The 24,991-nt window shown below is 40.0% G+C and carries 18 protein-coding genes; 12 read left to right on the forward strand and 6 right to left on the reverse strand.

Annotated features, from left to right (window positions below):
* Positions 1–591 precede the first annotated feature (591 nt).
* The 7 genes from ACRRSQ_RS01560 to fadD all read left to right on the forward strand — a co-directional run bounded on the left by ACRRSQ_RS01560 (position 592) and on the right by fadD (position 7,665).
* Positions 592–894: a hypothetical protein gene (locus ACRRSQ_RS01560; protein WP_440873926.1), complete on the forward strand. Its 303-nt coding sequence runs from the start codon at positions 592–594 to the stop codon at positions 892–894.
* Positions 895–1,043: 149 nt separating this feature from the next.
* Complete coding sequence (locus ACRRSQ_RS01565; RefSeq protein WP_440873927.1) at positions 1,044–2,978, forward strand: ATP-dependent DNA helicase; 1,935 nt, start codon at positions 1,044–1,046, stop codon at positions 2,976–2,978.
* Positions 2,979–3,054: 76 nt separating this feature from the next.
* Complete coding sequence (tsaB, locus tag ACRRSQ_RS01570; RefSeq protein ID WP_440873928.1) at positions 3,055–3,747, forward strand: tRNA (adenosine(37)-N6)-threonylcarbamoyltransferase complex dimerization subunit type 1 TsaB; 693 nt, start codon at positions 3,055–3,057, stop codon at positions 3,745–3,747.
* Positions 3,748–3,924: 177 nt separating this feature from the next.
* Positions 3,925–4,257, forward strand: a complete 333-nt coding sequence (locus ACRRSQ_RS01575) for a hypothetical protein (RefSeq protein WP_440873929.1) — start codon at positions 3,925–3,927, stop codon at positions 4,255–4,257.
* Complete coding sequence (locus ACRRSQ_RS01580; protein ID WP_440873930.1) at positions 4,250–4,906, forward strand: M50 family metallopeptidase; 657 nt, start codon at positions 4,250–4,252, stop codon at positions 4,904–4,906. The genes ACRRSQ_RS01575 and ACRRSQ_RS01580 overlap by 8 nt, the downstream gene beginning before the upstream one ends.
* A 42-nt stretch (positions 4,907–4,948) precedes the next feature.
* Positions 4,949–5,818: an alpha/beta fold hydrolase gene (locus ACRRSQ_RS01585; RefSeq protein WP_440873931.1), complete on the forward strand. Its 870-nt coding sequence runs from the start codon at positions 4,949–4,951 to the stop codon at positions 5,816–5,818.
* Positions 5,819–6,009: 191 nt separating this feature from the next.
* Positions 6,010–7,665, forward strand: coding sequence for a long-chain-fatty-acid--CoA ligase FadD (fadD, locus tag ACRRSQ_RS01590; RefSeq protein WP_440873932.1), 1,656 nt, complete (start codon positions 6,010–6,012; stop codon positions 7,663–7,665).
* A 144-nt stretch (positions 7,666–7,809) separates the two neighbouring features.
* Here fadD and ACRRSQ_RS01595 read toward each other — a convergent pair whose 3' ends face one another.
* Complete coding sequence (locus ACRRSQ_RS01595; RefSeq protein WP_440873933.1) at positions 7,810–8,547, reverse strand: YciK family oxidoreductase; 738 nt, start codon at positions 8,545–8,547, stop codon at positions 7,810–7,812.
* Positions 8,548–8,798: 251 nt separating this feature from the next.
* Between ACRRSQ_RS01595 and ACRRSQ_RS01600 the strand changes: the two genes are divergently transcribed.
* Both ACRRSQ_RS01600 and sohB read left to right on the forward strand, forming a co-directional pair.
* Positions 8,799–11,243, forward strand: a complete 2,445-nt coding sequence (locus tag ACRRSQ_RS01600) for a VolA/Pla-1 family phospholipase (protein ID WP_440873934.1) — start codon at positions 8,799–8,801, stop codon at positions 11,241–11,243.
* Positions 11,244–11,436: 193 nt separating this feature from the next.
* Complete coding sequence (gene sohB / locus ACRRSQ_RS01605) at positions 11,437–12,480, forward strand: protease SohB (RefSeq protein WP_440873935.1); 1,044 nt, start codon at positions 11,437–11,439, stop codon at positions 12,478–12,480.
* Between the two features lie 197 nt (positions 12,481–12,677).
* Here sohB and ACRRSQ_RS01610 read toward each other — a convergent pair whose 3' ends face one another.
* Positions 12,678–14,024, reverse strand: a complete 1,347-nt coding sequence (locus ACRRSQ_RS01610) for a dicarboxylate/amino acid:cation symporter (RefSeq protein WP_440873936.1) — start codon at positions 14,022–14,024, stop codon at positions 12,678–12,680.
* 172 nt (positions 14,025–14,196) lie between these two features.
* On the opposite strand from ACRRSQ_RS01610, the gene ACRRSQ_RS01615 reads away from it, so the two are divergent.
* Entirely contained in the window at positions 14,197–16,722 is a 2,526-nt protein-coding gene (locus ACRRSQ_RS01615) for an Ig-like domain-containing protein (protein WP_440873937.1), read from the forward strand.
* An 83-nt stretch (positions 16,723–16,805) separates the two neighbouring features.
* On the opposite strand, the gene ACRRSQ_RS01620 is transcribed toward ACRRSQ_RS01615, so the two are convergent.
* Entirely contained in the window at positions 16,806–17,912 is a 1,107-nt protein-coding gene (locus ACRRSQ_RS01620; protein WP_440873938.1) for an arginase family protein, read from the reverse strand.
* A gap of 368 nt (positions 17,913–18,280) precedes the next feature.
* Here ACRRSQ_RS01620 and topA point away from each other — a divergent pair, with 368 nt between their 5' ends.
* Positions 18,281–20,959, forward strand: coding sequence for a type I DNA topoisomerase (gene topA, locus ACRRSQ_RS01625; protein ID WP_440873939.1), 2,679 nt, complete (start codon positions 18,281–18,283; stop codon positions 20,957–20,959).
* A gap of 57 nt (positions 20,960–21,016) precedes the next feature.
* On the opposite strand, the gene ACRRSQ_RS01630 is transcribed toward topA, so the two are convergent.
* Both ACRRSQ_RS01630 and ACRRSQ_RS01635 read right to left on the reverse strand, forming a co-directional pair.
* Entirely contained in the window at positions 21,017–21,385 is a 369-nt protein-coding gene (locus ACRRSQ_RS01630) for a ribosome recycling factor family protein (protein WP_440873940.1), read from the reverse strand.
* 59 nt (positions 21,386–21,444) lie between these two features.
* Positions 21,445–22,209, reverse strand: coding sequence for a hypothetical protein (locus tag ACRRSQ_RS01635; RefSeq protein WP_440873941.1), 765 nt, complete (start codon positions 22,207–22,209; stop codon positions 21,445–21,447).
* A 285-nt stretch (positions 22,210–22,494) separates the two neighbouring features.
* Here ACRRSQ_RS01635 and cysB point away from each other — a divergent pair, with 285 nt between their 5' ends.
* Positions 22,495–23,469: an HTH-type transcriptional regulator CysB gene (gene cysB, locus ACRRSQ_RS01640; protein WP_440873942.1), complete on the forward strand. Its 975-nt coding sequence runs from the start codon at positions 22,495–22,497 to the stop codon at positions 23,467–23,469.
* 106 nt (positions 23,470–23,575) lie between these two features.
* On the opposite strand, the gene ACRRSQ_RS01645 is transcribed toward cysB, so the two are convergent.
* Positions 23,576–24,952: an L-serine ammonia-lyase gene (locus tag ACRRSQ_RS01645; RefSeq protein WP_440873943.1), complete on the reverse strand. Its 1,377-nt coding sequence runs from the start codon at positions 24,950–24,952 to the stop codon at positions 23,576–23,578.
* Between the last annotated feature and the right edge of the window lie 39 nt (positions 24,953–24,991).

The following is a 24,991-nucleotide window of genomic DNA, read 5'->3' on the forward strand; positions in this document are numbered from 1 at the left end:
CTAAATAATTTTGCTCAAAAATAAAACCCCCGAGAGAGTGGACTCTTTCGGGGGTTTAGAAACTTTTTCATAATGTGTTTCGTTTACCGCTGAAAGGCCCATAGCCGCTCAGCGTAAAAACCTGAGTGGCTAATCCGTATGATGGTGAATATGATGGAAGGCAACTCGGGTTAAATTCATTATTTCGCTCGTTAGATTTCATCTGGTGTAAAACTTATATTACACAACTAAATGTTCAATTTGTTTCTTGGGCTTTACATTACTGTGTTCTTGGGTATTGAGCAAGTATTAAATGTGAAAGTTTTATAAATTTATTGTCTAAGATATTATACTGATTTGTATATACAATTAGCGTCTTACCTGCGCTAGAAAGAAATTTATAAATCTTAATTAAAGCTTATTTTTATCAGGTCGATAATAAGGTTAAGGTAACAGTTTTGCTTTTACTTAAACGATAAATTGACTACATTTTAACTTGAAGTTGATTACTTATTCAGCGCTAATGTTGAAGTTTCTTACTTGATAAAAGTGCTTAATAAAGTGCTTGACCAAATTGCTTAACCATATTGTTTGAAACAAGGGGGCGTATTTATGGATATATTCACTACACAATTAACACGTGTTGTGCCTGTGCCAATTCGCCCGCAATCTTTGAAAGTGAAGGCGTTGCTAAAAGAGGCGGCTACGGGCAAATTAACAGACGATCCTGAACATCTTGAAAACCATGACGCTTATTACATTGCTACTGACGAAGAGCATGGCAAAGAGCAAAACTGTTCTCCGTCGTTTAAGCAATATACTAAACAAGGGAAAAAGACCGAAAAGGAAATCACGACAGAGATAGAAGATAAAGAGGGCGATGATAAGAATCCTCATTTAGATATCTTTGTCTAGTGTCTAGTTTATCCCTAAGTCGTTTTTTCTTTTATTGCATCTTACCTATAAGGCCTGTCTATTCGGCTATCATTATTTGTTTTGATAAAGGTTAAGTATTTTTTGCTTGCTTGGGTATAATAGCGAAAATTTTTTATTGCCCTTATTTAATGACACCTGTAGAGCACGCTTTTTCAGAATCGGGTTTACTTGCTAAAACTATTAGCGGTTATTCACCACGCCAAGCCCAAATAGACATGGCATTGGAAGTTGCTCAGGCGATTGAAAATCAAAGTAGTTTAATTGTTGAAGCTGGCACAGGTACCGGTAAAACTTTTGCATATTTGATCCCCGCTTTGCTAGCAAATGAAGGTGAAAATGGCAAAAAGGTCATTGTGTCCACAGGGACTAAAAACCTACAAGAGCAGCTTTTTCATAAAGATGTGCCTTTAATTAAAAATGCATTGGCGACTAAAGCGCAAATTGCCTTACTTAAAGGGCGTGCAAATTATTTATGTTTGTATCATTTAGACCAGTTTAAACATACCCGTGGTCAGCTTGATGCACAGGCATTAAGTGACTTTGTCAGCGTGCAAAAATGGGCAACAATGACTTCAAGTGGTGATATTGGTGAATTAACCAATGTGGCCGAAGACTCACCTATTTTCCCGCATATTACTAGCACGTTAGATAATTGCCTTGCTAAAGATTGCCCCAACATTGACGATTGTTATTTGGTTGATGCTAGAAAAAAAGCGATAGATGCCGACGTGGTGGTGGTTAATCACCATTTGTTTTTTGCCGACATGGCATTAAAAGACACCGGCTTTGGCGAACTTATTCCAAAAACTGATGTGGTAATTTTTGATGAAGCACATCAAATTCCAGATATTGCTAGCGAATACTTTGGTCAAGCATTATCAACCCGCACCTTATTAGACTTGTGCTCAGATGTGATCAAGCAATACCTAACTGAACTAACCGATGTAAAACAGTTAGGGAAAGCGGCAGAAAAGTTACAGCGCAGTTGCCAAGAGTTTCGACTGCTTTTTCCTCATGACCCACAGCGTGGCAATTGGCGTGACAAAATAACACAAGTGCGCATCAGCAAAGCCTTTAAAGATATTCAAACAGATTTAGACTTCTTGTATCAAGTGATCAAATTGTGTGTTTCAAGAAATGAAGCCATTGACAACTGTTTTGATCGAGCCGTCGCCTTATTGACTAAATGTGATGCCATGGCTCAAGTTGAAGGTTTTGGCATCAGCTTTTGGTATGAAACCACACGTCGACATGTGGTCTTGCATCAAACACCACTCAGCATTGCTGATAAGTTTAGTGAACATATTAAAAATTCAAACGCTGGCTGGGTTTTTACCTCGGCAACGCTGGCGGTAAACGAAGAATTTACGCATTTTGCCAGTCAATTAGGTATTGAAAACTCTGCCGAGTTATTACTTGATAGCCCATTTAATTATCAACAGCAATCTCAACTTATTGTGCCTAGGTATTTACCTCAGCCTCATCACGCCAATCGCGCCAGTGCGTTGGTTGAATTGGCCAAGCCTTTAATTACCGCCAGTAATGGTGCTTGTTTTATGCTATTTACCAGTTATCGAATGATGCACATGGTGGCAGAGCTATTGGCGCAAGAAGTAGAAACACCGTTATTAGTTCAAGGGCAAATGGGCAAAAGAAAACTACTTGAAGAGTTCGAACAAACGCCGGATGCGGTATTACTGGCAACGGCGAGTTTTTGGGAAGGGGTTGATGTTAGAGGTGATAAGCTAACCTGTGTTATCATTGATAAATTGCCGTTCGCGTCACCCGATGACCCACTGTTACAGGCGCGAAGCGAAGATAATAAACGCCAAGGTGGCGATCCATTTGCTGATATTCAATTGCCACAAGCCATTATTGCTTTAAAGCAAGGTGTTGGACGGCTGATCCGCGATGTAAAAGATCAAGGGGTTATGGTCATCTGTGATGATAGATTGGTTAATCGTCCCTATGGTCAAGTATTTTTAAAGAGTTTGCCTGCGATGCAGCGAAGTCGAGACTTAGATAAAGCGGCTAAATTTTTAACTGAAATATCAGAAAAGTAAGCCGTTAAGTGAATTATAACAGCCTCTTTATTGAGGGGATGTTTGTTAGTTTTTAACATAGTTAGAGAATTTTATTGTGAATTATTTGGCCATTGACGCCTCAACAGAAGCCTGTTCTGTCGCATTAACCTATCAAGGAAATGTTTTTCATCGCTTTGAGCTGTGTCCGCAGTCTCACAGCATTGTATTGTTACCTATGGTTGATGAAGTTTTAAAAGAAGCCAATTGTCAGCTTGCTGAATTAGACGGATTGATTTATGGCCAAGGTCCGGGCAGTTTCACCGGTGTGCGCATTGGTATTGGTGTTGCTCAAGGTTTGGCATTTGCTGCTAATTTACCCGTTGTTGGCGTTTCAACCTTACAAGCGATGGCGCAACAAGCTTACCGTAAAACAGGGGCAATCGAAGTAATCGCAGCAATTGATGCTCGCATGTCTGAAATTTACACAAACGGTTTTAGCTTAAACGAGAACAAGTTAATGGTTGCCAATCAAGCCGATGCCGTGCTTTCACCAGAAAAAGCGAGCGAGCACTATCAAGGGTTTAACCAACAATTTTATGGCGTTGGTACTGGTTGGGATGCCTATCAAGCGAACATATCAATTGAAAAATCGAATCAAGGAACACCTGATATCTTGTATCCTGACGCGCTTGATATGTTAACCATAGCAATGGAAAAATTTGCCCAAGGCGAAGCTGTTTCAGCAGAGCAAGCTCAGCCGGTATATGTACGAGATACTGTGTCGTGGAAAAAATTACCTGGTAGATAATAAATTGGTCTCATTATTGCTGAGATATTATCACTGAGTAATAAATGCACAATTATTTGACGTTAGTTAAAGTGTATTACACTTTGTTCGTTCGAAATTTATACCGCAAAGGTCAGCACGATCTATATGTATGGCTTTTACCTTTGCCTTTATGGTTTTATTTGTTAGATTAAACTGATGAAAATATCTCAAACTGCTTCAGCATTACAAGCTGTAGAACATGCTAAAAAACAAGCGCATGCTTTAAAAAAGCCAGCGGAAGTCGCTCTTGAGCAGGAAAAGCAACAAGGCGACAAGCAACAAAGTCGTTTTGATGTTAACGAGCAGTCGTTGCTATTAGTTCAGCAAAATCAGCAGCAACAATCTTCACAGTCGCAATCTTTTAAGCATACCGATTACGATCAACCATCAATGCAAAACCAAACTGCGGTCTCGGTTTATCAAAGTGTCAGTAACTTAAGTCAGCGGGAAAACATTCAGCAAATATTTGGAGTTGATTTACTTGCCTGAGTCCAAATCTAGGTGGAGTAAAAAAACACAATTTTGGTTGTTTTTACTCGCCGCAATTATTGTCCACCAAATTCCTTTTGTTTCTATTCCATTTAAATGGCTAGAAAGTTTTTTTCATGAAATTAGTCATGGCTTAGCTGCTCTTATTACCGGCGGAAAAATTGTTAGTATTCAGCTTTTTCCTAATGGTGCTGGGCTTTGTACCACGCGTGGCGGCTTTGGTTTTTTAATTAGCTTTATGGGCTATGCCGGCGCAAGTATATGGGGCGCGATTATTTTTTCGATTGCCTCGGTAAATAAGCGTTTAGCGCTTATTTTTAGTAGTGCCATTATTATTTTATTAATAACCTGTATGCTGTTTTGGGTGCGCGACCTGCTTACCGCGGTAATTGTTGTCGTGTTATTGGCCCTGCTAATTTTGCCGTATAAATTTAAAAAACTGCATTACCTACAACCCTTATTGCAATTGACAGGCATGATGGTCTTGCTAAATAGTTTATATAGCCCGCTGCATTTGTTTGACGGACGAGCGATTGGCGATGGCGCTGCCTTAGCGAATATGACCTTTATTCCTGAAATTATTTGGGTCGCCTTGTGGATGGCAATTGCTGTATTTGCGATATTTTTATTAAGCAAAAAATCACGTTAAAAAATACGCTTGTATACTAGGGTATAGGCTTGTGGAGCGATTATGGCTAATCTGAATATCGAAGAAATATGCTACGATTTGGGCTCGCTATCATTACATGGTTTAGCGTGTGGTAGTGACGACGATGAAATTGTTTTGTGTCTGCATGGTTGGCTAGATAACGCAGCCAGTTTTTTGCCACTGATGCCATTTTTTGAAAACAAACGTGTTATTGCTATAGATTGGGCTGGCCACGGCTTTTCAAGTCACCGAAGTGGTGATGCGCATTATCATTTTATTGACTGGGTTTATGACTTATTGCAGTTATTTGAATTAAACCAGTGGCAACGTATTAATATTGTTGGGCACTCGATGGGCGGTATGATTGCCTCAGCCTTTAGTGCAGCATTTCCAGAGAAAGTTAAATCACTTACGCTGTTAGACTCTATAGGTTTTATTAGCGCCAAAGCTGAACAAACCACAGACCAACTGCGCCAAGGCATGCTTAGTAGGCTAAAAGGGCGTAGCAAACAAAAAAATTGTCACCCGAGTCAACAGTCAGCAATTAATGCCCGTGTTGCGGTCTCAGATCTCGCCTTTGAACAAGCAAAAATCATTGTAAAACGCGGCTTAGTTAAACAGGCTGATGGGTATATTTGGCGGGCAGACAGTCGCTTGCGCATGACATCTCCGTATCGTATTACATATGCGCAAGCTAAGCAGTTTGTTAAAGATATTAAGGTGCCTGTACAGTTAATTTATGGTGAAAAAGGTATGGAAATGGTAACGGTTGGTTTAGAAAAATTTGGCCCTCTGTTTAATGATTTTACCGCGCATCAATTACCGGGCGGCCACCATTTTCATATGGAAGTTCCACAAGCTACTGTGCAACTTGTTCAAGCATTTATTGAAAATCTAACAGCAAAAAATTAGAGTAAAATCGCTTTATTTTCAGTTTTTCGACTAATATCAACATTAATTAGGGATAATTTGATTTAGACAATTTAAAACGGTTGTTTGATTTTTTGTTCTGTGTTTCAATCAGCGATTCGTAGATCAAACTAGCAGCCCAAAAAATTAAAAATATTGCTGGTAGAATAACCAAAAAATAGAGGAGAGATGTTGTGGGAAAAATTTGGCTTGAGAAAAGTTACCCGCCCGGTGTGCCGTTTGAAATTGATGCTGATAAATACTCATCAATAGTTGAAATGTTCAATAAATACACCAAGCAATATTCTCATGTTACCGCGTTTATCAATATGGGCGCTGAAATTTCATATCAAGAACTATTTGAGCAATCAACAGCTTTCGCTGCTTATTTACAAAACGATTTAGGCCTTAAAAAAGGCGACAAATTTGCCATTATGGTACCAAACTGTTTGCAATATCCGGTTGCTTTGTTTGGTGCGTTACTGGCGGGTTTAACCGTAGTTAACGTTAACCCACTTTATACTGCACGTGAATTAGAGCATCAATTAAAAGACTCTGGCACAAAAGCCATGTTGATTATTGAAAATTTCGCGCACACATTGGAAGAAGTTATAGCGAAAACGCCAGTTGAGCACGTAATTTTAACCTCGCTTGGTGATCGTTTAGGTACGATTAAAGGCGCATTGGTTAACTGTGTTGTTAAGTATATTAAAAAAATGGTGCCCAGTTTTAATTTGCCCAATGCAATTCGTTTTAATCATGTCTTGGCAAAAGGTGCGAACCTAACTTTTACACCAGTCGATATTCAAGGAGAGGACTTAGCGTTTCTTCAATATACTGGCGGTACTACAGGGGTTTCGAAAGGAGCGATGTTAACCCATAGAAATATGGTGGCAAACCTTGAACAGGCGAAAGCGGCGATTAAACCGTTATTAAAAGAAGGCGAAGAGATCGTTGTTACTGCCTTACCGCTTTATCATATATTTGCCTTAACGGCGAACTGCCTGACTTTTATTACTTTAGGTGGCACCAACTTATTAATCACAAACCCGCGTGATATGCCGGGCTTTGTTAAAGAATTATCGAAATACCCATTTACGGCCGTCACAGGGGTTAATACCTTATTTAATGGTTTGCTTAATACGCCAGGCTTTAAAGATTTAGACTTTAGCACGTTAAAAATGTCGCTCGGCGGCGGTATGGCTGTTCAGCGCCCAGTTGCAGAGCGCTGGCAAAATGTCACCGGTACACGTTTATTAGAAGGTTATGGCTTAACCGAATGTGCACCTATGGTAACGCTTAGCCCATATGATTTAGCGAGTTATGACGGTAGTATTGGTGTGCCAGCACCATCAACTGATATTCGTATCATCAAAGAAGACGGCAGTGAAGCAGAAATAGGCGAATCAGGCGAGATGTGGGTTAAAGGTCCACAAGTGATGAAAGGTTATTATAACCGCCAAGAAGCGACAGATGAAATATTAAAAGATGGCTGGCTCGCGACAGGTGATATTGCCGAAATGGATTTTAAAGGCTTTTTTAAGATAGTGGATCGCAAAAAAGACATGATTATTGTTTCTGGCTTTAATGTCTTCCCGAATGAAATTGAAGAAGTAGTGATGATGCATGACGGTATTTTAGAAGCTGCCGCGATTGGTGTGCCTCATGAAGTGTCGGGTGAAGTGGTTAAAGTATTTATTGTTTGTAAAGGTGAAAAAGTTCTAGAGAAAGAGCTAATCGCGCATTGCAAAGATAACTTAACTAACTATAAAGTGCCTAAACTTATTGAATATCGTGAAGAGTTACCTAAAACGAATGTTGGTAAAATATTGCGCAGAGAGCTTAGATAATAAGCGCTTTGATAGCTTTTTGTACCAATGTTGTCGATAAAATATTTTGATACTCGGCAATCATTTTATAAAAAACGAGCTACCTAGGTAGCTCGTTTTTTTATTTCTGTTACTTGAACTTTGATACTTGAAAAAAATTACAAACTATTGGGCTTTTAACGTTTTACCTGTTTCGCCTATGCTGTCGTCACTCATTAAATATACATATAAGGGCATAATATCTTCAGGAGACGCTAGTTTTGATTTGTCTTCAGCAGGGTAGGCACTTGCGCGCATTTTGGTTTCAGTTGCGCCAGGGTTAATTGCATTGCAGCGCAGCGTTGAACTGTCGTATTCATCAGCGATAACTTGCATCATGCCTTCGGTTGCAAATTTAGAAATACTGTAAGCTCCCCAAAACGCACGACCTTTGTTACCAACACCCGATGACGTAAATACTAACGATGCATTTTTAGCATTTAACATGGTTGGAATAAGTGCTTGAGCGAGTAAGAACTGTGAGGTGACATTCACTTGCATCACATCTTGCCAAATTTGCTCGTGAATTTGTGTAAATGGATTTAATTCGCCTAACATCGATGCGTTAAGTAGCGCGCCATCAAGTTGTCCAACTTGCTCGGCAATTGTGGCTGCCATATCAACATAATTTTGTTTGGTCGCGCCTTTTAAGTCTAAAGGGATAATTGCCGGCTCTGGTGCGCCTAATGCCATAATTTCATCGTATACGGCTTCCAATTTCTTTACTGTTTTGCCAAGTAAAATCACCGTAGCACCTAGTTTGGCATAAGTGAGCGCTGCTTGTCGGCCAATACCGTCGCCAGCACCGGTGATTAAAATGTTTTTATTACTAAGGCAGTTGTCTTTTATTTGATAATCGAACATGAAAAATGTCTGTTAGTTTCTTATAACAACAATTCTACTCTGTGACTGTGAAGCTGACGAGTGAAAATTTTAAATACGACTACAATTAGTAATAAAAATCTCGAAGAAATCAAAAAAAGCTAGCACAACGAAGGATCTTGAGTTAAGTTTAACTGGTCTAACAAGTTGGGCTAGAGCAGTAATAAAGCAACTAACAGCTATTAACTTGTTTAAAATTTATAAAAAAATAGACTTATTGATGGGGAGATAAAATGAAAAAGCTAGTACTCAGCCTCGCTGTGATTAGTGCACTAGGACTAAGTGCGTGTGATAGCGAATCACTAGAAGACGCGCAAAACGATGCCATAGAAAATGATACCGGCATTTCGATTGCAGCAAGAGTGAAGTTTGATCCTAGTAACGGCGACTTATCCGTTCCAAACGATTTATTATTTTTAGAAACAACTGATGGCACGTTAAACCCACCAGTTGATGATCCTACTGATGGCTCAGATCCTTTTGTCGCGCTTAGTGCACTTGACGGTTGGTCGACAGTAAATCCATTTGTTCTTGATATTATTTTCCCTGAAGGCAAAGAGCTTGACGGTAACTCAGTATTTAACCCTGAATCTGTGCGTATATTTAAAGCAGTTATGGGCGGTGATACAAGTGATGAACAATGTGCAAGTGTGACTCGTGGATTGGCGTGTAAAATTGTCTCTGAATTAGCCTACACTACTGATTTTATTACGCAGAAGTCGGGTGATAGTGTTGCAGTAATACCGCTTAAACCACTTGAGCCTAAAACAACCTACATTCTGGTAATGACAGATAGCCTGCAAGATGATGCAGGTAACGCTATTGCTCCATCGACGACCTATGAACTTGTTCAACAAGATATTAATACCTCACCATTAGGCAGTGAGTCACAACTTGCTTTGCAAGGCGTAATTAATAGCTTTGAAACGGCAGTCGCTAGCGCAGGTGTTGATAAAGAAACAATTATATATTCTGCGGCGATAACTACTCAGTCAACATCTGACGTATTAGATACGGTTAAATCGCTATTAGCTGCACCTTTATTACAAGGTGGCATGCCTCCTGTGATGATGATTGACCCTTCTACTGAATCTGTTGCCGAAAAACTTGGTATTCCGTCTGCGGCTCTAGAGCTAAATGCATTGTATTCAACAGCAAGTTATCATGAAGGCACGGTTACATTACCTTATTATTTAGGTATTCCTAGCATGGCTAACCCACAAGCACCGGTTAATGAGTGGTGGACTAGTTTATGTGACTCAGGTGCGATGTTAGCCGGTTTAGCGGCAACAAACCCTGAAGCGATCCCTTCAGAAGAAACGCCATTAAGTGTTTCTGATGGGCAGTGTATCGCTATTGCTCAAGCGGCCGGATTACCTTGGCCGGGTTTAAGGGATCTAAGCTCTGCATTTCCATTAGATACCGAACGTAATTTAACTAAGTTCAGCCCTGTGCCAGCACCTTCGGTAGCAAGTGATATGCCTTGGATTGGTAACCCAGGCGAGCTTGATGTGCAAATGACCACGCCTGTTATTTCACCAGTAACTGATGCAGTACGTGCAGGTTTTGGTTTGCCGGCATTAACCGCAATGCCAGAAAATGGTTGGCCTGTAGTTATGCTTCAGCATGGCATTACATCCAAAAAAGAAGATATGTTAGCGATTACTGGCGTGCTATCAGCATTTGGTTATGCAACCGTTGCAATTGATCATCCGCTTCATGGTAGCCGAGGCTTCGACTTAGACTTTGATGGTACTGACGATATCAATGCTTCAACAGTATCCGCAACGCATTATATGAATTTAGCGAGTTTGCTAACAACACGTGATAATTTACGCCAAAGTACAGCAGACCTTTTAGGGCTTCGCTTTGCTTTAAATGCGACGGTAATTGGTGACGGGACTGGTGATAAAGTCGACGCGAGCAATGTTCATTTCTTAGGTCACTCGTTGGGTGCTATTACGGGTATTAACTTTTTAGCATTAACGAATAGCGAATTAGACCCAGCGTTAGACGGCATGTTTGCAGTAGACTCAAATAGTTTGGCAATGCCAGGTGTGATGGTTGCGAACTTTTTGATGGAATCTGGCGCATTTGCCAATACGATTAAGTCAAGTTTAGCTTATGCTGAGCATGAACACTTCCAAACATACATTGCAGGGGAATATCCTGAAGGGGCAACTGCCGCTCAAATCGAAGCAGCATATATAGAGTATGTTGTTATGTACCCCGAAGAGGAGGCAATACTACAGGGTACGTTTTCTTCGTTTGCGTTTGCAGCTCAAACTGTGACGGACTCGGGTGACCCAGTAAACTATGCAAGCCGCCTTGCAGCAACACAAACGCCGACACATTTAATTGAAGTGGTTGGTAACGGTGTAGATAACTTATCTGATCAGGTTATTCCAAATACAGTTTCAACTGCACCGTTAGGTGGAACTGAAGGTGCAATTGCCTTATTAGGATTAGACGGTGTTAGTAGCGGAATCACTCCGGGCTCTGGTGCTGTGCGTTTCTTATATGGAAGTCATAGCTCTATTTTAAGCCATGAACACCAAGAAGGTGTTACTGCTAGCCCAGAGTTTGCACTTAAAGCAACTGAGGAAATGCAAGGCCAAGTGGCGGGGTTCTTTAGTTCAGGTGCTATTGTTGTTACAGATGACACTCTAGTGAACTAGCACGAATCTATCGATAAAGATAAAAATTAAGCCGATTAACCGCTATGTTAATCGGCTTTTTTATAGGCGCTAACTTATCTTGCAACGACCTCTTTAAATTCTGAATACTTCCCCCATATAATAATCAACATAACCGAGACAAAATAACTGCAATAAAGAGTGCTTCTTTATTGCATGTTTTAGGAGAGAGCTGTTGGAATTTTTATACGAATACGGACTATTTTTGGCAAAAGCGATTACATTTGTTGTTGCCATTATTGCAATTGTTGCCGTGGTTGCTTCTACCGCAATTAAGCAAGGCAGTAAAAAAGGTGAGTTGGAGATCACCGATTTATCTGAACAATACCAAGACGTCGAGCAAGACTTTATTCATCACTTATTGAGTAAAGAAGAGCTTAAAGAAAAAGAAAAGCAAGATAAAAAGGCTGAAAAAGAAAAATCTAAAGCCAATAAAAAAGCAGCTAAAGCAGAAAAAAAGGACGAACCTGCACGTTTGTTTGTGGTTGACTTTAAAGGCAGCATTGATGCCAAAGAAGTGAGCTCTTTACGTGAAGAAATCAGTGCGATTTTAACCGTTGCTACCGAAAAAGATGAAGTTTTTGTTCGTCTCGAAAGCGGCGGTGGTATGGTGCATGGATACGGTTTAGCCGCTTCTCAGCTTGATAGAATTCGCCAACACAATATTCCATTAACCGCATCGGTAGATAAAGTTGCTGCGAGTGGCGGTTATATGATGGCGTGTGTCGCAGATAAAATTATCTCAGCGCCATTTGCTATTGTTGGATCAATTGGCGTTATTGCGCAATTGCCTAACTTCAATAAGTTACTCAAGAAAAATGACATTGATTACGAACAATTCACCGCAGGTGAATTTAAGCGCACAGTGACCATGTTTGGTGAAAACACTGATAAAGGTCGTGAAAAATTTGTTGAAGAGCTTGAAGAAACCCATGTTCTGTTCAAAGACTTTGTTAGCGAACATCGTCCAAGTTTAGATGTGGCCAAAGTGGCTACAGGTGAGCATTGGTTTGGTTTAAAAGCAAAAGAGCTAGGTTTGGTTGATAATATTCAAACCAGTGATGATTACTTGCAAGCGGCGAGTAAAGAGCAGCAAGTGATTTTAGTGAAATATGCAACGAAAAAAGGCTTAGCTGAAAAGTTTTCTAAAGCTGCTTCATTATCGTTTGAAAGCATTATTGGCAAGCTGTGGCAAAATAACCGTATTTTCCCTAACTAAGCTATTCGCTATTGTGAGATGTTTTGAAGGCAATCGATAACCTAAAATGCTCATAGTCGGGTATAACATTGCTCAACAGCTACCTAACAAATAGAACGTTGAGAAACAAAAACGCCAGCATAAATGCTGGCGTTTTTATTTGTACGAAGCTTACTAAATATAAGCTACATAGAGAAGACCCTGTAACAAAACCTAAATTACTTGTTCTCACCTTTTAAGTGGTGAAAATCAATTTCCTCGATTTTTCTACCGGCATTTTCATCATGGTACATTTCACTATCAAACTGTTGTTCAGACTTGCCAACAATCACACTTACCATGCTATCGCCAGTTACGTTCACTGCCGTACGGGTCATATCTAATAAGCGGTCTACACCAATAATTAGCGCAATACCTTCAACCGGTAAGCCAACTTGTTCTAATACCATTGCGAGCATAATTAAACCTACACCTGGTACGCCTGCTGTTCCAACAGAGGCTAATGTAGCGGTTAAAATTACCATTAAGTATTGGCTTAACGTTAGGTCTTGGTTAAATACCTGTGCAATAAATACGGTGGCAACACCTTGCATAATTGCAGTGCCGTCCATATTAATTGTTGCCCCTAAAGGCACGGTAAATGAGGCGATAGAGTTTTTAACACCCATTTTTTTAGTCACGGTTTCTAAGGTAATAGGCAGGGTCGCATTACTGCTTGAGGTTGAAAAAGCAAATACGACAGTATCGCGCATTTTCTTAAGAAAAATGACAGGGTTTAAACCGGTAAATACTTTGAGTAGTAGTGGGTAAGTCACTAAACCGTGTATTAATAACGCGCCAAATACCACTAAGAAATAAATGATCAAATTGCCAAACGTATCCAGTGATACTTCGGTAAATAGTCCGGCTAATAAACAGAAAACACCATAGGGTGCAATGTTCATTAAAATACCAACTAAACGCATGATAACTTCATTCATGTCTTCGAAAATACTGGCAATTCGCTCACCAGCTTTGCCTGACAAGGCTGTGGCGATACCAAATAGCAACGCAAAAACAATTATCTGAAGCATGTTGCCTTTGGCAAATGATGAGAAAGGATTACGCGGGAACATGTCAATAAATACTTGGGCTAGAGACGGAGCCTCTCGAGCTTCGAAGGTGGTATTAGCGACCATGTTTACCCCTTCACCTGGGCTAATCAGTAGCGCCAAAAAAATAGCAAAAGTAATCGCTATAGCTGTGGTAATTAAGTATAAGGCGATGGCTTTGCCGCCGATTCGGCCTAATTTAGAAGTATCACTAAGTGAACAGGTACCACACACCAAAGAGACAAATACTAAGGGGACAACGAGCATTTGTAAGCTAGAGATAAATACTTGACCAATAACTTCGAAAACGCCATCAATTAGAAAGCCACGAACCGAAATGTCAAAAAAGTATAGTGGTATAACGAAGTCTTCACCTATTGGCATCAGCCATTGTAATAGTGAGCCAACAAGAATACCTGCTACCATGGCGGTAACAATGCGCTTTGTTAAGCTAGGTTGTTTTTTTTCAGTCATAATTTTTAAAAAATCAATTCTTCATTATAATTAGTAAGCATAGACTAACAGGTCTGTTTTTAATTAAAAACCTAACTTGTAACGGTTTTTTGTAATTGATAGTGACCTTTATGCAAATTATCAGTTAAGATGTCTATGGGACTATTATAAAAATATCATGGGGATGCCTTGTATGGACCTGCTCAAACGCATATGTTTTACCTTGTTATTTCTCTCACTTGTCGGTTGTGGTGGAGGAGATGGGAGCTTAGAAGGGAATGGAGATGGTGGTGGGACACCTGATGACCCTACTGTAACGACTATCACAGTAACAATTTCTGATACGACGATTGATCCTCAATCTACACTTACAGCAACAGTGCTAGAAGGCGACAGTCCTCTTGCTGGTAAGCTGGTGACCTTTACTATAGACAATGCTGACTTGGCAACTTTCCCATCGGGAATTGGAACCGCTATTACTGATTCTAATGGTCAAGCGACAACATTGATAAATGCAGGAGAACTTTCCGGAGCAGGCCAAGTGACGGCAGAAGTTGATGATGCTGATCCCGCTACTGTGGCTTTTATTAGTGTCGGTACCAATAGTGAGATTGACTTAGTATTATCTATTTCTAGTGTAGATGTTAGTGCAGTGAGTCCTGCGACTATTACTGCAACTGTCTCACAGGCGGGTATCCCTTTACAGGGCGAATTAGTTCGCTTTGATATCGATAATACAGATTTAGCTTATTTTTCCCCTTCTACTGGTACTGCATTAACCGATGCCGATGGCGTAGCTTTGCTTACCCTTCATGCTGGAGAGCTTGCTGGCTCAGGACGTGTTCGTGCTGGATTAGAAGATGGTGTCGTTCTTGATACAATTTTCTTTACTAGTGCTGGTGATGGTAATTCGAATAGTGAACCGACAGCCGATCAAATTAGTTTATTCGCGGATAGCCAACAAATTGCATCGAGTGGTTCTCAAGAAATTCTTTTAACCGCAGTTGCAAAAGATGAAAATAATAATTTGCTTGAAAATATTGAGGTTAGCTTTTTAGCAAGTTCTGGTGATTTAGAAGCCGTTACAACAACAACAGGGGCTGATGGTAAGGCGACAGTGATTTTAAAAACCCAAACAGATCCTTCTAATCGCGTCATTACAGCTTCAGCCGCAAACGGCTCAGTATCTGACACGATTCAAGTGCAAGTGGTAGGCACGACAGTGCAATTAAATGGTTCTTCAGCGTTGGCCTTAAACGACTCAAATGCCTTTATTGTAAAATTATTAGATTCAGATGGTAACGGTATAAACAATACAGATATACAACTTTCTTTGTCTAATGAATCAACAGCAACACCAGTTGGCGCTGTGTCAAACATAACCATACCAACAACGGTTACCACTGACTTTACCGGGCAGGCAATATTTGATGTTATAGGAACTTCAGGTGGTACTAATACCATAATTGCCGATGCTCTAGGGGCTTCGGTAGAGCACAATGTCTCGGTGCAAGCAGATTCATTTTTGTTTTCAAGCTTTAACAATGGTAATGGGACGACAATAAACCCTACCGGCAATGATGCGCCTGATGTTTTATTATCAGATACTGCAACCGTTACGTTAACATGGCAACGTTCAGGTGTTAATGTACCTGATGGTACAAGTGTTAGCTTTACTGCAACGCGTGGTGCGTTAAGCAGCTCATCTGGTACTACAGTTAATGGCCAAGTTTCTACCACATTAACTTCAAGCAATGCAGGTAAATCATTAGTTACTTTTACCGGTATCGATGGTGATGTGGTTCTTAATAACCAACTTGAGTTCGAATTTGTCGCAGAAACTGCTGATTCATTGATTGCACAGGTTTCACCAGCATCTATAGGGCCAAGTGGCCAAACATCAACAGTTAGTGTTGTTGTCAGAGATGCTGACGGTAACTTGGTTAAAAATAAAACTGTAGACTTTAAGTTAACTGATATTACTAACGGTGAAATCTCTCCGGCAAGTGCGGTAACCGATAGTAATGGCCAAGCTTCTACGGTTTATACGTCGAATACGGTTTCAGCAAAAGACGGTGTCTCAATTGAGGCTTCTGTTAGAGATACAAGTGTTAATGATACTGTTACTTTAACTGTTGCCGATAGAGAGCTATTTATATCTTTAGGAACAGGTAATTCAATTATAGAGCACAATGCTACAACCTATAATAAGCAGTACACTATATTTGTTGTTGATGCAGATTCAAACCCTGTTGAAAATGTTGAACTGACAGTTTCTGCGGTGCCCAATAATTTCTATAAGGGCTACTGGGTGCCAATATATGATGGGGAAGATTTTGTTACTTGGGCTGCTAATAGGTTGATTTCTTGTCCAAATGAAGATTTAAACGAAGATGGTATTTTAGATGCAGGCGAAGATATCAATGGTGATGGCGAGTTAACCCCCGAAAATGTAGTTTCAATTATTGGTGATACAACTACCGATGAAAACGGCCAAGTTGTTATCGATATTTTATATGCAGAAAGTTTTGCGCAATGGGTTGATATTAACTTGATAGCAAGGGCTCAAGTTACAGGCACAGAAAGCTCTACGCATGTATTGTTTACACTACCTGTGCTAGCAGAAGATGTTTTAAATGAAGATATTACTCCACCAGTAGCCAATGTAGGGTTAAGTAGTCCGTTTGGCTCTACGGCTGACTGTACTAATACAGATTAACTTGATAAATAAGCACTTATTAAAAAAGCTCCCTCGGGAGCTTTTTTTATGTCTGGCAATTATCTTGCAAAATTACACCAACATCATTTTGCCATTTGCTCTAATAAAAACGCTGAAATAAGTGCGCCAGACGTTAAGGTTTTTTCTTGACTGACTTTACCTAAACCCGAACTGTCGGTAAATGGCGCTATTTCCATCATATCAGCGCCAGTAATAGGGTATTGTGCAGCAAGGGCTTTTAATATCTGCATTGCTTCATCAGGGCTTAATCCGTCGGGCTCTGGGGTGCCTGTTGCCGATGCAAAGCTATCATCTAGGGCATCAATATCAAAACTCACATAGAGCTCGTCAATATTTTCGTCTTTAAGCTGATCAAATATAGTGGCAATAATGGCGTCAACACCTTGGGTTTTTACTTCATTTGCCCAATGTTGTTTTACGCCAAAGGTGTTTTCCCAGTGTGATTTGGGCTTGCCGCTTGAGCGAATGCCCACTTGTATTAAATGATTGGGGGCATGCAAGTCATCAAGTATATGGGTGCACCAAGAGCCAAAACATAAATCGATGCCTAATCGTTCGACTAAAAGATCGGTATGTGCGTCAAAATGAATAATGGCGCAGCGCTTTTCTTGGGCTTTTTTTGCCTGCAAATACGCTTTGGTTAAAGGGTAGCTAACTGAATGATCGCCGCCAATGCCAAAAATACCTTTGTCTGGGAAGTTAGCATAAAAGTCATGTAATACATCTTCAGTAATGCTTAGCGGGCTTACACATAAATCACTGTTGTCATCGTGATAAAGTGCTTTTTTACAATTACTTAATGTGGCGTCATTCAGGTATTTATCGTGTAAGAGATGAGGAATAACACGTACATCTCCTAGATCAAACGTAGATAGTTGTGGATATTGTTCTAATAAGGTTGAACGTAAAAACAGTGGCCCCCAGTTTGCGCCACGTAAAATACCGCCACCGCAATCAGATGCAATACCTAAAATTACTGCATTTGACGCTTGTGAAAGCTCGTTTAATGACGTTTTCCAAAGCTCATTTACATTATTTGTTTGACCAAAAATACTTTTATGGAGCTGCTGCTTACGCTCTTTCGCCGTATTTACGGTGAACACACCATCTCCTGGTGGGCATAAACACTGTGAAATTTTATTTATAAAAGTTGCATAATTTGTTGTCATAATTCTACCTTTAACAGGAAAGCGTCTTTATTTATGTGGTCACGTATTTTTGGGTACCAAATTAACTGAATAGTTATGAAATTTCGGGTTTGCAATAACGTGAAAATTGAGTGGTGATGACACTTTAAAATCGCCTTTATTATAACGAAAATAACTGAATTGGTGAATTTTTAAAAAATAATTGCTTGTCAGCTCGCCCAATTACAGATATACCTAATAGTAATTTTAGAATTAACACTCTATTGTATAAAATATCGCCAATGCGAACAAAAAAAAGCTTGCTCGTTCTATTTTTGTTCAAATCTCATGTTATACAATAAATATATATGCTGTACCGAACAGCACATTTTGTAGGAAAATAAAAATTTATGGCAAAGTCTCTGGTAATTGTCGAGTCACCAGCAAAAGCGAAGACAATTAACAAATATTTGGGTAAAAGCTTTATTGTGAAATCGAGTGTAGGTCACGTACGTGACTTGCCAACGAGTAGCACAGGTAAAAAAGTTGCGGCCAAATCACCTGCTGAAGTGCGTAAAATGACGCCCGAAGCAAAAGCGAAATATAAAGCTAAACGCGACAAGCAAGCATTAATTAATCGTATGGGTATTGACCCTGACAAAGGCTGGAAAGCGAATTATCAAATACTACCCGGTAAAGAAAAAGTTGTTACCGAATTAAAAAAACTTGCGGACAGTGCCGATACTGTTTATCTCGCAACCGATTTGGATCGCGAGGGAGAAGCGATTGCGTGGCATTTAAAAGAAATTATTGGTGGTGAAGACGAAAAGTTTCGCCGCGTTGTATTTAATGAAATTACCGAAAATGCAATTCAACAAGCGTTTTCAACGCCAAGTGAACTAAGTATGCCGGGCGTAAATGCCCAACAAGCACGTCGCTTTTTAGATCGCGTCGTCGGTTTTATGGTTAGCCCGTTACTATGGAAAAAAGTAGCTCGCGGCCTTTCAGCGGGGCGTGTGCAATCTGTTGCAGTAAAACTGGTTGTTGAACGTGAACGTGAAATTAAAGCGTTTGATCCAAAAGAGTTTTGGGAAGTAGAAGCGTTAACAAAAACGGCTGATGAAAAAGATTTTAACTTAGATGTTACCCACGAAAACGGTAAAGCATTTAAGCCAACCAATGAAGCGGATACTAAAAAAGCTTTAGCGATATTAGAAGGCGCTGAATATAGCGTTAGCAAGCGTGAAGACAAACCATCAAAAAGTATGGCGTCGGCACCGTTTATTACGTCAACATTACAACAAGCAGCCAGTACTAAACTAGGTTTTGGTGTAAAACGTACTATGGGCTTAGCTCAACGTTTGTACGAAGCAGGTCATATTACTTATATGCGTACTGACTCAACTAATTTGAGTAAAGACGCGGTGCAAATGTGTCGTGATTATATTGCACAATCTTATGGCGAAAATTACTTGCCAGAAAAGCCACGTGTTTTTGGTAGCAAAGATAATGCTCAAGAGGCGCATGAGGCGATCAGACCATCTAATGTGAAACTTGAATCTGCGTTAATGGCAGATATGGATGCTGACTGTAAAAAACTTTACGACCTGATTTGGCGTCAGTTTGTTGCCTGTCAGATGACAGCAGCGCGCTACACGGTTAGTACCATCACGGTCAGTGCACAAGGCTTTGACTTAAAAGCGAAAGGTCGTGTTATGCAGTTTGACGGTTGGACTCGTGTTCATCCGCAATTATCAAAAGGCGATGACAAACATTTGCCTGATTTAGCCGTGGGTGAAAAACTTTCATTGCAACAGCTAACACCTTCCCAACATTTTACTAAGCCACCAGCACGTTTTGGCGAAGCATCATTGGTTAAAGAGTTAGAAAAACGTTCAATTGGTCGTCCATCAACTTATGCGTCTATTATCTCAACCATACAAGACCGTGGTTATGTACGTCTTGAGAAAAAACGTTTTTACGCTGAAAAAATGGGTGAAATCGTTACCGACTCATTGTCTATGAGTTTTGAAACATTAATGAGTTATGACTTTACTGCCAACATGGAAAGTGAGTTGGATGAAATTGCTGAAGGTCATGCTCAATGGAAAGAAGTACTCGATGGCTTCTATAAAAGTTTTACCGCAAAATTAGCATTAGCAGACAAGCCAAGTGAAGAAGGCGGAATGCGCAGCAATGAGCCGGTAGAAACGGATATCGATTGCCCAACTTGTGGCCGTAAAATGGGCATAAGAACTGCTTCAACAGGCGTATTCTTAGGTTGTTCAGGTTATGCACTGCCGCCAAAAGAGCGTTGCACAACTACCATGAACTTAACGCCGGGTGAAGAAGCGGTCAGTGTTTTAGCTGAAGATCAAGAAACCGAAGCGCTAAGAGCGATGCAACGTTGTAAAAAATGTGGCACCGCGATGGACAGCTACCTTATTGATGAAACACGAAAATTACATGTTTGTGGTAATAATCCCGTATGTGATGGCGTTGAATTAGAATTAGGTACTTTTAAGATCAAGGGCTACGACGGCCCAATTTTAGAATGTGATCGTTGTCAGTCGCCAATGGAGCTGAAAAACGGCCGTTTTGGTAAGTACTTTGATTGTACTAATAGCGAATGTAAAAACACGCGTAAGCTCTTAGCCAACGGTGAAGCTGCGCCGCCAAAAGAAGATCCGGTACAATTACCTGAACTTGAATGTGAAAAGTCAGACGCGCATTTTGTTTTACGTGATGGTGCAGCGGGCATTTTCCTTGCCGCGCATACTTTTCCTCGTTCACGAGAAACACGTGCACCTAAAGTGGCTGAATTAAAACGTTTTAGAGATAGAATATCTGCTAAATTTTATTACTTAGCTGACGCACCAGAAAAAGATGCTGAAGGTAATTTAGCGGTCGTACGTTATAGCCGTAAAACCAAAGAGCAGTATGTAATGACTGAGGTTGAAGGTAAAGCAACAGGTTGGACGGCAAAATATGTTGATGGTAGCTGGGTAGAAGAGCAACCAAAGAAAAAAGCCAAACCTAAGGCAAAAGCTAAAGCGAAACCTAAGGCAAAAGCCAAAGAAAGTAGCTAGACATTTCTACTGACCATAAAAAGCGCTCTATATGAGCGTTTTTTTATGGCTAAATTTTTAATCTTGCCATTCTATCTCGTCAATCACTTTACGTGCCTGAGCAACCGTACAGTCTGTTTTAGTGACTAATTCATTAACACTGATGCCTGGATTTTTTTTAGCGATAGTTAATAATGCGCTGTGAGAAAGGTTTACATACTGCGAGCGCAACAACTTTGCCACCCAAAGCCAAGTGTCTTCACCAGAGTGTTCAATTAGGTCTGCGATATTATTCATTTGCTCGAAGTTTGCAGTGAGTTGCCAATTTCTTGAGCGGCCAATACGGGCGAGTTCAGCACCTTGAGAGCGAATAAGGGCTTTAATTGCATAAGCTTTCATGCAACGACGTAAAAAGGAGGGGAGAACTGTTGGGCTTTTGTTTAACACGTTTCTGATCTCAGACAATTAAAAAAGCCAGCAATCGCTGGCTTAAATAAATGACACGATTACCATTTCTTTTTAGGTTGAAACAGTAAATCTAAATCATCTTCTTCATCTTTAGCTTTTTTCGCTCGGTCAGCGGCATTAGTTGATTTTAATGCGCCAGTAATTTCTTCGAGTTTTTGTTCAATTTCGGCGCGCTTAGTTTTGGTATAATCGGTTTGCACTGAATGTTCACTAAGCGTTTGCAATGCTTTTTCAAAATACTGTCTTGCAGAGCCTAACATTTCCTTAGAGTAGGCTTGGTTGCCACGCTTTACTAAACTTTCGATGCTTATTTTTAGCTGCATCGCTTCAAAACGTTGATCTTCTTGAGTGAACACTTGGGCGGAAACTGCACCTTTACTTTGTTCTGACTTTATCGTTGCGCGTAATTTTTTAATACATTGTAAAATGCCAACCAATTGTTGCTCGTTATCAGGCAATACAAAAGCTTCATCACTTTTTGCAGGCTCAGCATCTTTACTTGCCTCAAGGCGAGCTTCTAAGTCTCTAACACGATTAGCGATCCCTTTAGCTTCAGGCATTAATTCTTTAATGGACTTAGCTGCGTTATACGCTCGGCGATTTAAGATTTCCGCAACAACTGGGTTGTTGGGTAAATGAGTTAAGTTAATAATTAACTCTTCAGTTTCGTCAATAACGGCTTTTAACTTCGCGACTTTGGCTCGTTTTTCTTGCTCGAGTTTTTCTTTATGCTGTTGAATAGCGTTAACTACCACAATTATGATAATTAAAACGACAATCAAACCAACGATTATACCTACCATATTTTTTACTCATGTCATAAAACAAACCTAATTATTAAGTCTACAAAAAATGTCAGCTAAAGCATAGTGTTAAACCAACCTTTATTCGTGTATGCATTCTATTTGTACAAAAAGCGTAATAAAATTTCATTTTTGGGCGCTTTTTGGGCGCTTGCTGCTGTTTTAACCCCCGAATTTATTACATTGTTGTGATTTATTTACCAAAACATTAAAAATAATATGGAATAAATCTTCAATTAAGTATATATTTTTAGAATAAGAAAAGTTATTAATCACAAGTCTATTATGAAACTGCAACAACTTCGTTACATTGTTGAGGTGCTCAACAACAACCTTAATGTTTCTGCAACAGCAGAAAGTTTATATACATCTCAACCAGGTATTAGCAAGCAAGTCCGTATGCTTGAAGATGAGCTTGGTATTCAAATTTTTGGTCGCAGCGGTAAGCATTTAACCCATGTAACACCAGCGGGCAAAGACGTGATTAATATTTCTAGCGAAATTCTATCGAAAGTTGAAGCGATAAAAGCGGTTGCTCGCGAATATACTCAACCAGATGAAGGACGACTGCGTATAGCAACAACTCATACGCAAGCACGTTATGCTTTGCCAGAAGTTATTCAAGGTTTTATTAAGAAGTATTCCAAAGTTTCTTTACATATGTATCAAGGAACTCCTGCGCAAATTAGTGACTCTGCTGCGAAAGGTGATGCTGATTTTGCCATTGCAACTGAATCTCTTCACTTGTATAACGACTTGATCATGTTGCCATGTTATCACTGGAATCGCAGTATTATTGTCCGCCCTGATCACCCTCTGGCGAAAAAGCAAAACATCACCATTGAAGATGTAGCAAAGTATTCTTTAGTAACCTATGTTTTTGGTTTTACCGGCCGTTCTGAATTAGATAACGCCTTTAGCAGTGCGGGTGTTGAGCCTAAAATTGCGTTCACCGCAACCGACGCTGATGTGATTAAAACTTACGTTCGTTTAGGCGTAGGTATTGGTGTTATCGCAACTATGGCGATTGATCCTAAGATTGATAGCGACCTTGTTGCTATCGATGCTAGTCACTTATTTAAACCAAGTACCACCAAAATAGGCTTTAGACGCGGTACGTTTTTACGTAGTTATATGTTTGATTTTATTGAACGATTTGCACCGCATTTAAATCGTGACTTGGTTACTCGAGCTGTTTTATTGAAAAATAACAATGAAATTGACGAACTGTTTTCTGATATAGATTTGCCATATAGATAGCCAGTTAAAAACTTCCAAATTAAAAAGCCCGTTAGTTATTAACGGGCTTTTTAATTATGGGCGAATATTTATTCTAATGTAGCAAATTCAATTAAATTTTTTGCTGTTAACACTCAATTATATTAACCGCTAAACCACCACGAGATGTTTCTTTATATTTGGTTTTCATGTCGTTACCTGTATCCCACATGGTTTTGATCACTTTATCTAACGAAACTTTGTTAGTGCCTGTGCCACGAAGTGCAAGCCTTGATGCGTTAATCGCTTTTACTGATCCCATAGCATTTCGCTCGATACAAGGAACTTGCACAAGTCCGCCAACCGGATCACACGTTAAACCAAGGTTGTGCTCCATACCTATTTCAGCGGCATTTTCAACTTGATTCGGTGAGCCGCCCATAATTTCAGTTAGCGCACCGGCAGCCATTGAACAGGCAACACCTACTTCGCCCTGACAGCCAACTTCTGCGCCTGAGATTGAAGCATTGGTTTTATACAAAATACCAATCGCTGCAGCAGATAATAAATATCGGATGCAGTCTTCATCGCTAACCGGTTTTATAAATTTATCGTAATAACAAAGTACAGCAGGAATAATGCCCGCAGCACCATTTGTTGGCGCAGTTACTACTCGGCTACCGGCGGCATTTTCTTCATTTACCGCTAAGGCAAATAAATTAACCCAATCCATCGCACTAAGTGGGTCGTTATTATTTTCTACAAGCAAAGAGCGGTGCAAGGCAGGTGCACGACGTGTCACTTTTAAACCGCCTGGTAAAATCCCTTCGGTTTTCATACCGCGATCTACGCTGTCACGCATTGCTTGCCAAATTTGTAATAATTGCTTGCGAATAACCTGTTCATCATTAAGACACTTTTCGTTGTCCATCATGATAGTGCTGATGCTTAAGCCTTTAGTTACCGCGATATTGATCAATTCATCAGCGCTGGAAAATACGTGCGGTCGATTAATGTTGCTATGAAGAGAAAGTGCTTTGTCTTTTTCTTTATCAAAGTCACAATCTTGCACAATAAAACCGCCGCCAATAGAGTAATAGGTTTCTTCAAGCAAGAGTTTATCGCCTGAAAAAGCATATAAAGTCATGGCATTAGCATGTGCTGGTAAGGTTTTTCGGCGATGATATATGATGGCATCTTTTTTAGGGAAGCTCACCTGATGCTGCGCCATTAACGCTATGGTTTCTGTGGCGACTACATTGTTTAAAATACTGTCAATATCATCAACGGCGATAGTTTCTGGTGATTGACCTGCTAAACCTAAGATCACTGCTTTGCCTGTGCCATGGCCAATGCCAGTTTGACCTAACGAGCCAAATAACTCAGTTTTTACCGTTGTTGTCTTGGTTAACAAATTTTGAGCTGCTAAGTGTTCAACAAAAAGTTTAGCCGCTTTCATTGGGCCAACTGTATGAGAGCTAGAAGGGCCAATACCAATAGAGAACATATCAAATACGCTAATCATATAAAATCTCGAATATTATTTTGCGTTTAGCAATTATAT

The organism is Thalassotalea sp. PLHSN55 (genome assembly GCF_052030545.1).
Taxonomy (GTDB): Bacteria; Pseudomonadota; Gammaproteobacteria; order Enterobacterales; family Alteromonadaceae; genus CANMXU01.

Coding starts and splice junctions, on each gene's coding strand:
- cysB (WP_440873942.1), top strand. CDS start 22,495: ATGAAACTGCAACAACTTCGTTACATTGTTGAGGTGCTCAACAACAAC.
- ACRRSQ_RS01615 (WP_440873937.1), top strand. CDS start 14,197: ATGGACCTGCTCAAACGCATATGTTTTACCTTGTTATTTCTCTCACTT.
- ACRRSQ_RS01565 (WP_440873927.1), top strand. CDS start 1,044: ATGACACCTGTAGAGCACGCTTTTTCAGAATCGGGTTTACTTGCTAAA.
- ACRRSQ_RS01595 (WP_440873933.1), bottom strand. CDS start 8,547: ATGTTCGATTATCAAATAAAAGACAACTGCCTTAGTAATAAAAACATT.
- ACRRSQ_RS01560 (WP_440873926.1), top strand. CDS start 592: ATGGATATATTCACTACACAATTAACACGTGTTGTGCCTGTGCCAATT.
- ACRRSQ_RS01635 (WP_440873941.1), bottom strand. CDS start 22,209: ATGGTAGGTATAATCGTTGGTTTGATTGTCGTTTTAATTATCATAATT.
- ACRRSQ_RS01645 (WP_440873943.1), bottom strand. CDS start 24,952: ATGATTAGCGTATTTGATATGTTCTCTATTGGTATTGGCCCTTCTAGC.
- ACRRSQ_RS01620 (WP_440873938.1), bottom strand. CDS start 17,912: ATGACAACAAATTATGCAACTTTTATAAATAAAATTTCACAGTGTTTA.
- ACRRSQ_RS01600 (WP_440873934.1), top strand. CDS start 8,799: ATGAAAAAGCTAGTACTCAGCCTCGCTGTGATTAGTGCACTAGGACTA.
- ACRRSQ_RS01610 (WP_440873936.1), bottom strand. CDS start 14,024: ATGACTGAAAAAAAACAACCTAGCTTAACAAAGCGCATTGTTACCGCC.
- ACRRSQ_RS01575 (WP_440873929.1), top strand. CDS start 3,925: ATGAAAATATCTCAAACTGCTTCAGCATTACAAGCTGTAGAACATGCT.
- topA (WP_440873939.1), top strand. CDS start 18,281: ATGGCAAAGTCTCTGGTAATTGTCGAGTCACCAGCAAAAGCGAAGACA.
- ACRRSQ_RS01585 (WP_440873931.1), top strand. CDS start 4,949: ATGGCTAATCTGAATATCGAAGAAATATGCTACGATTTGGGCTCGCTA.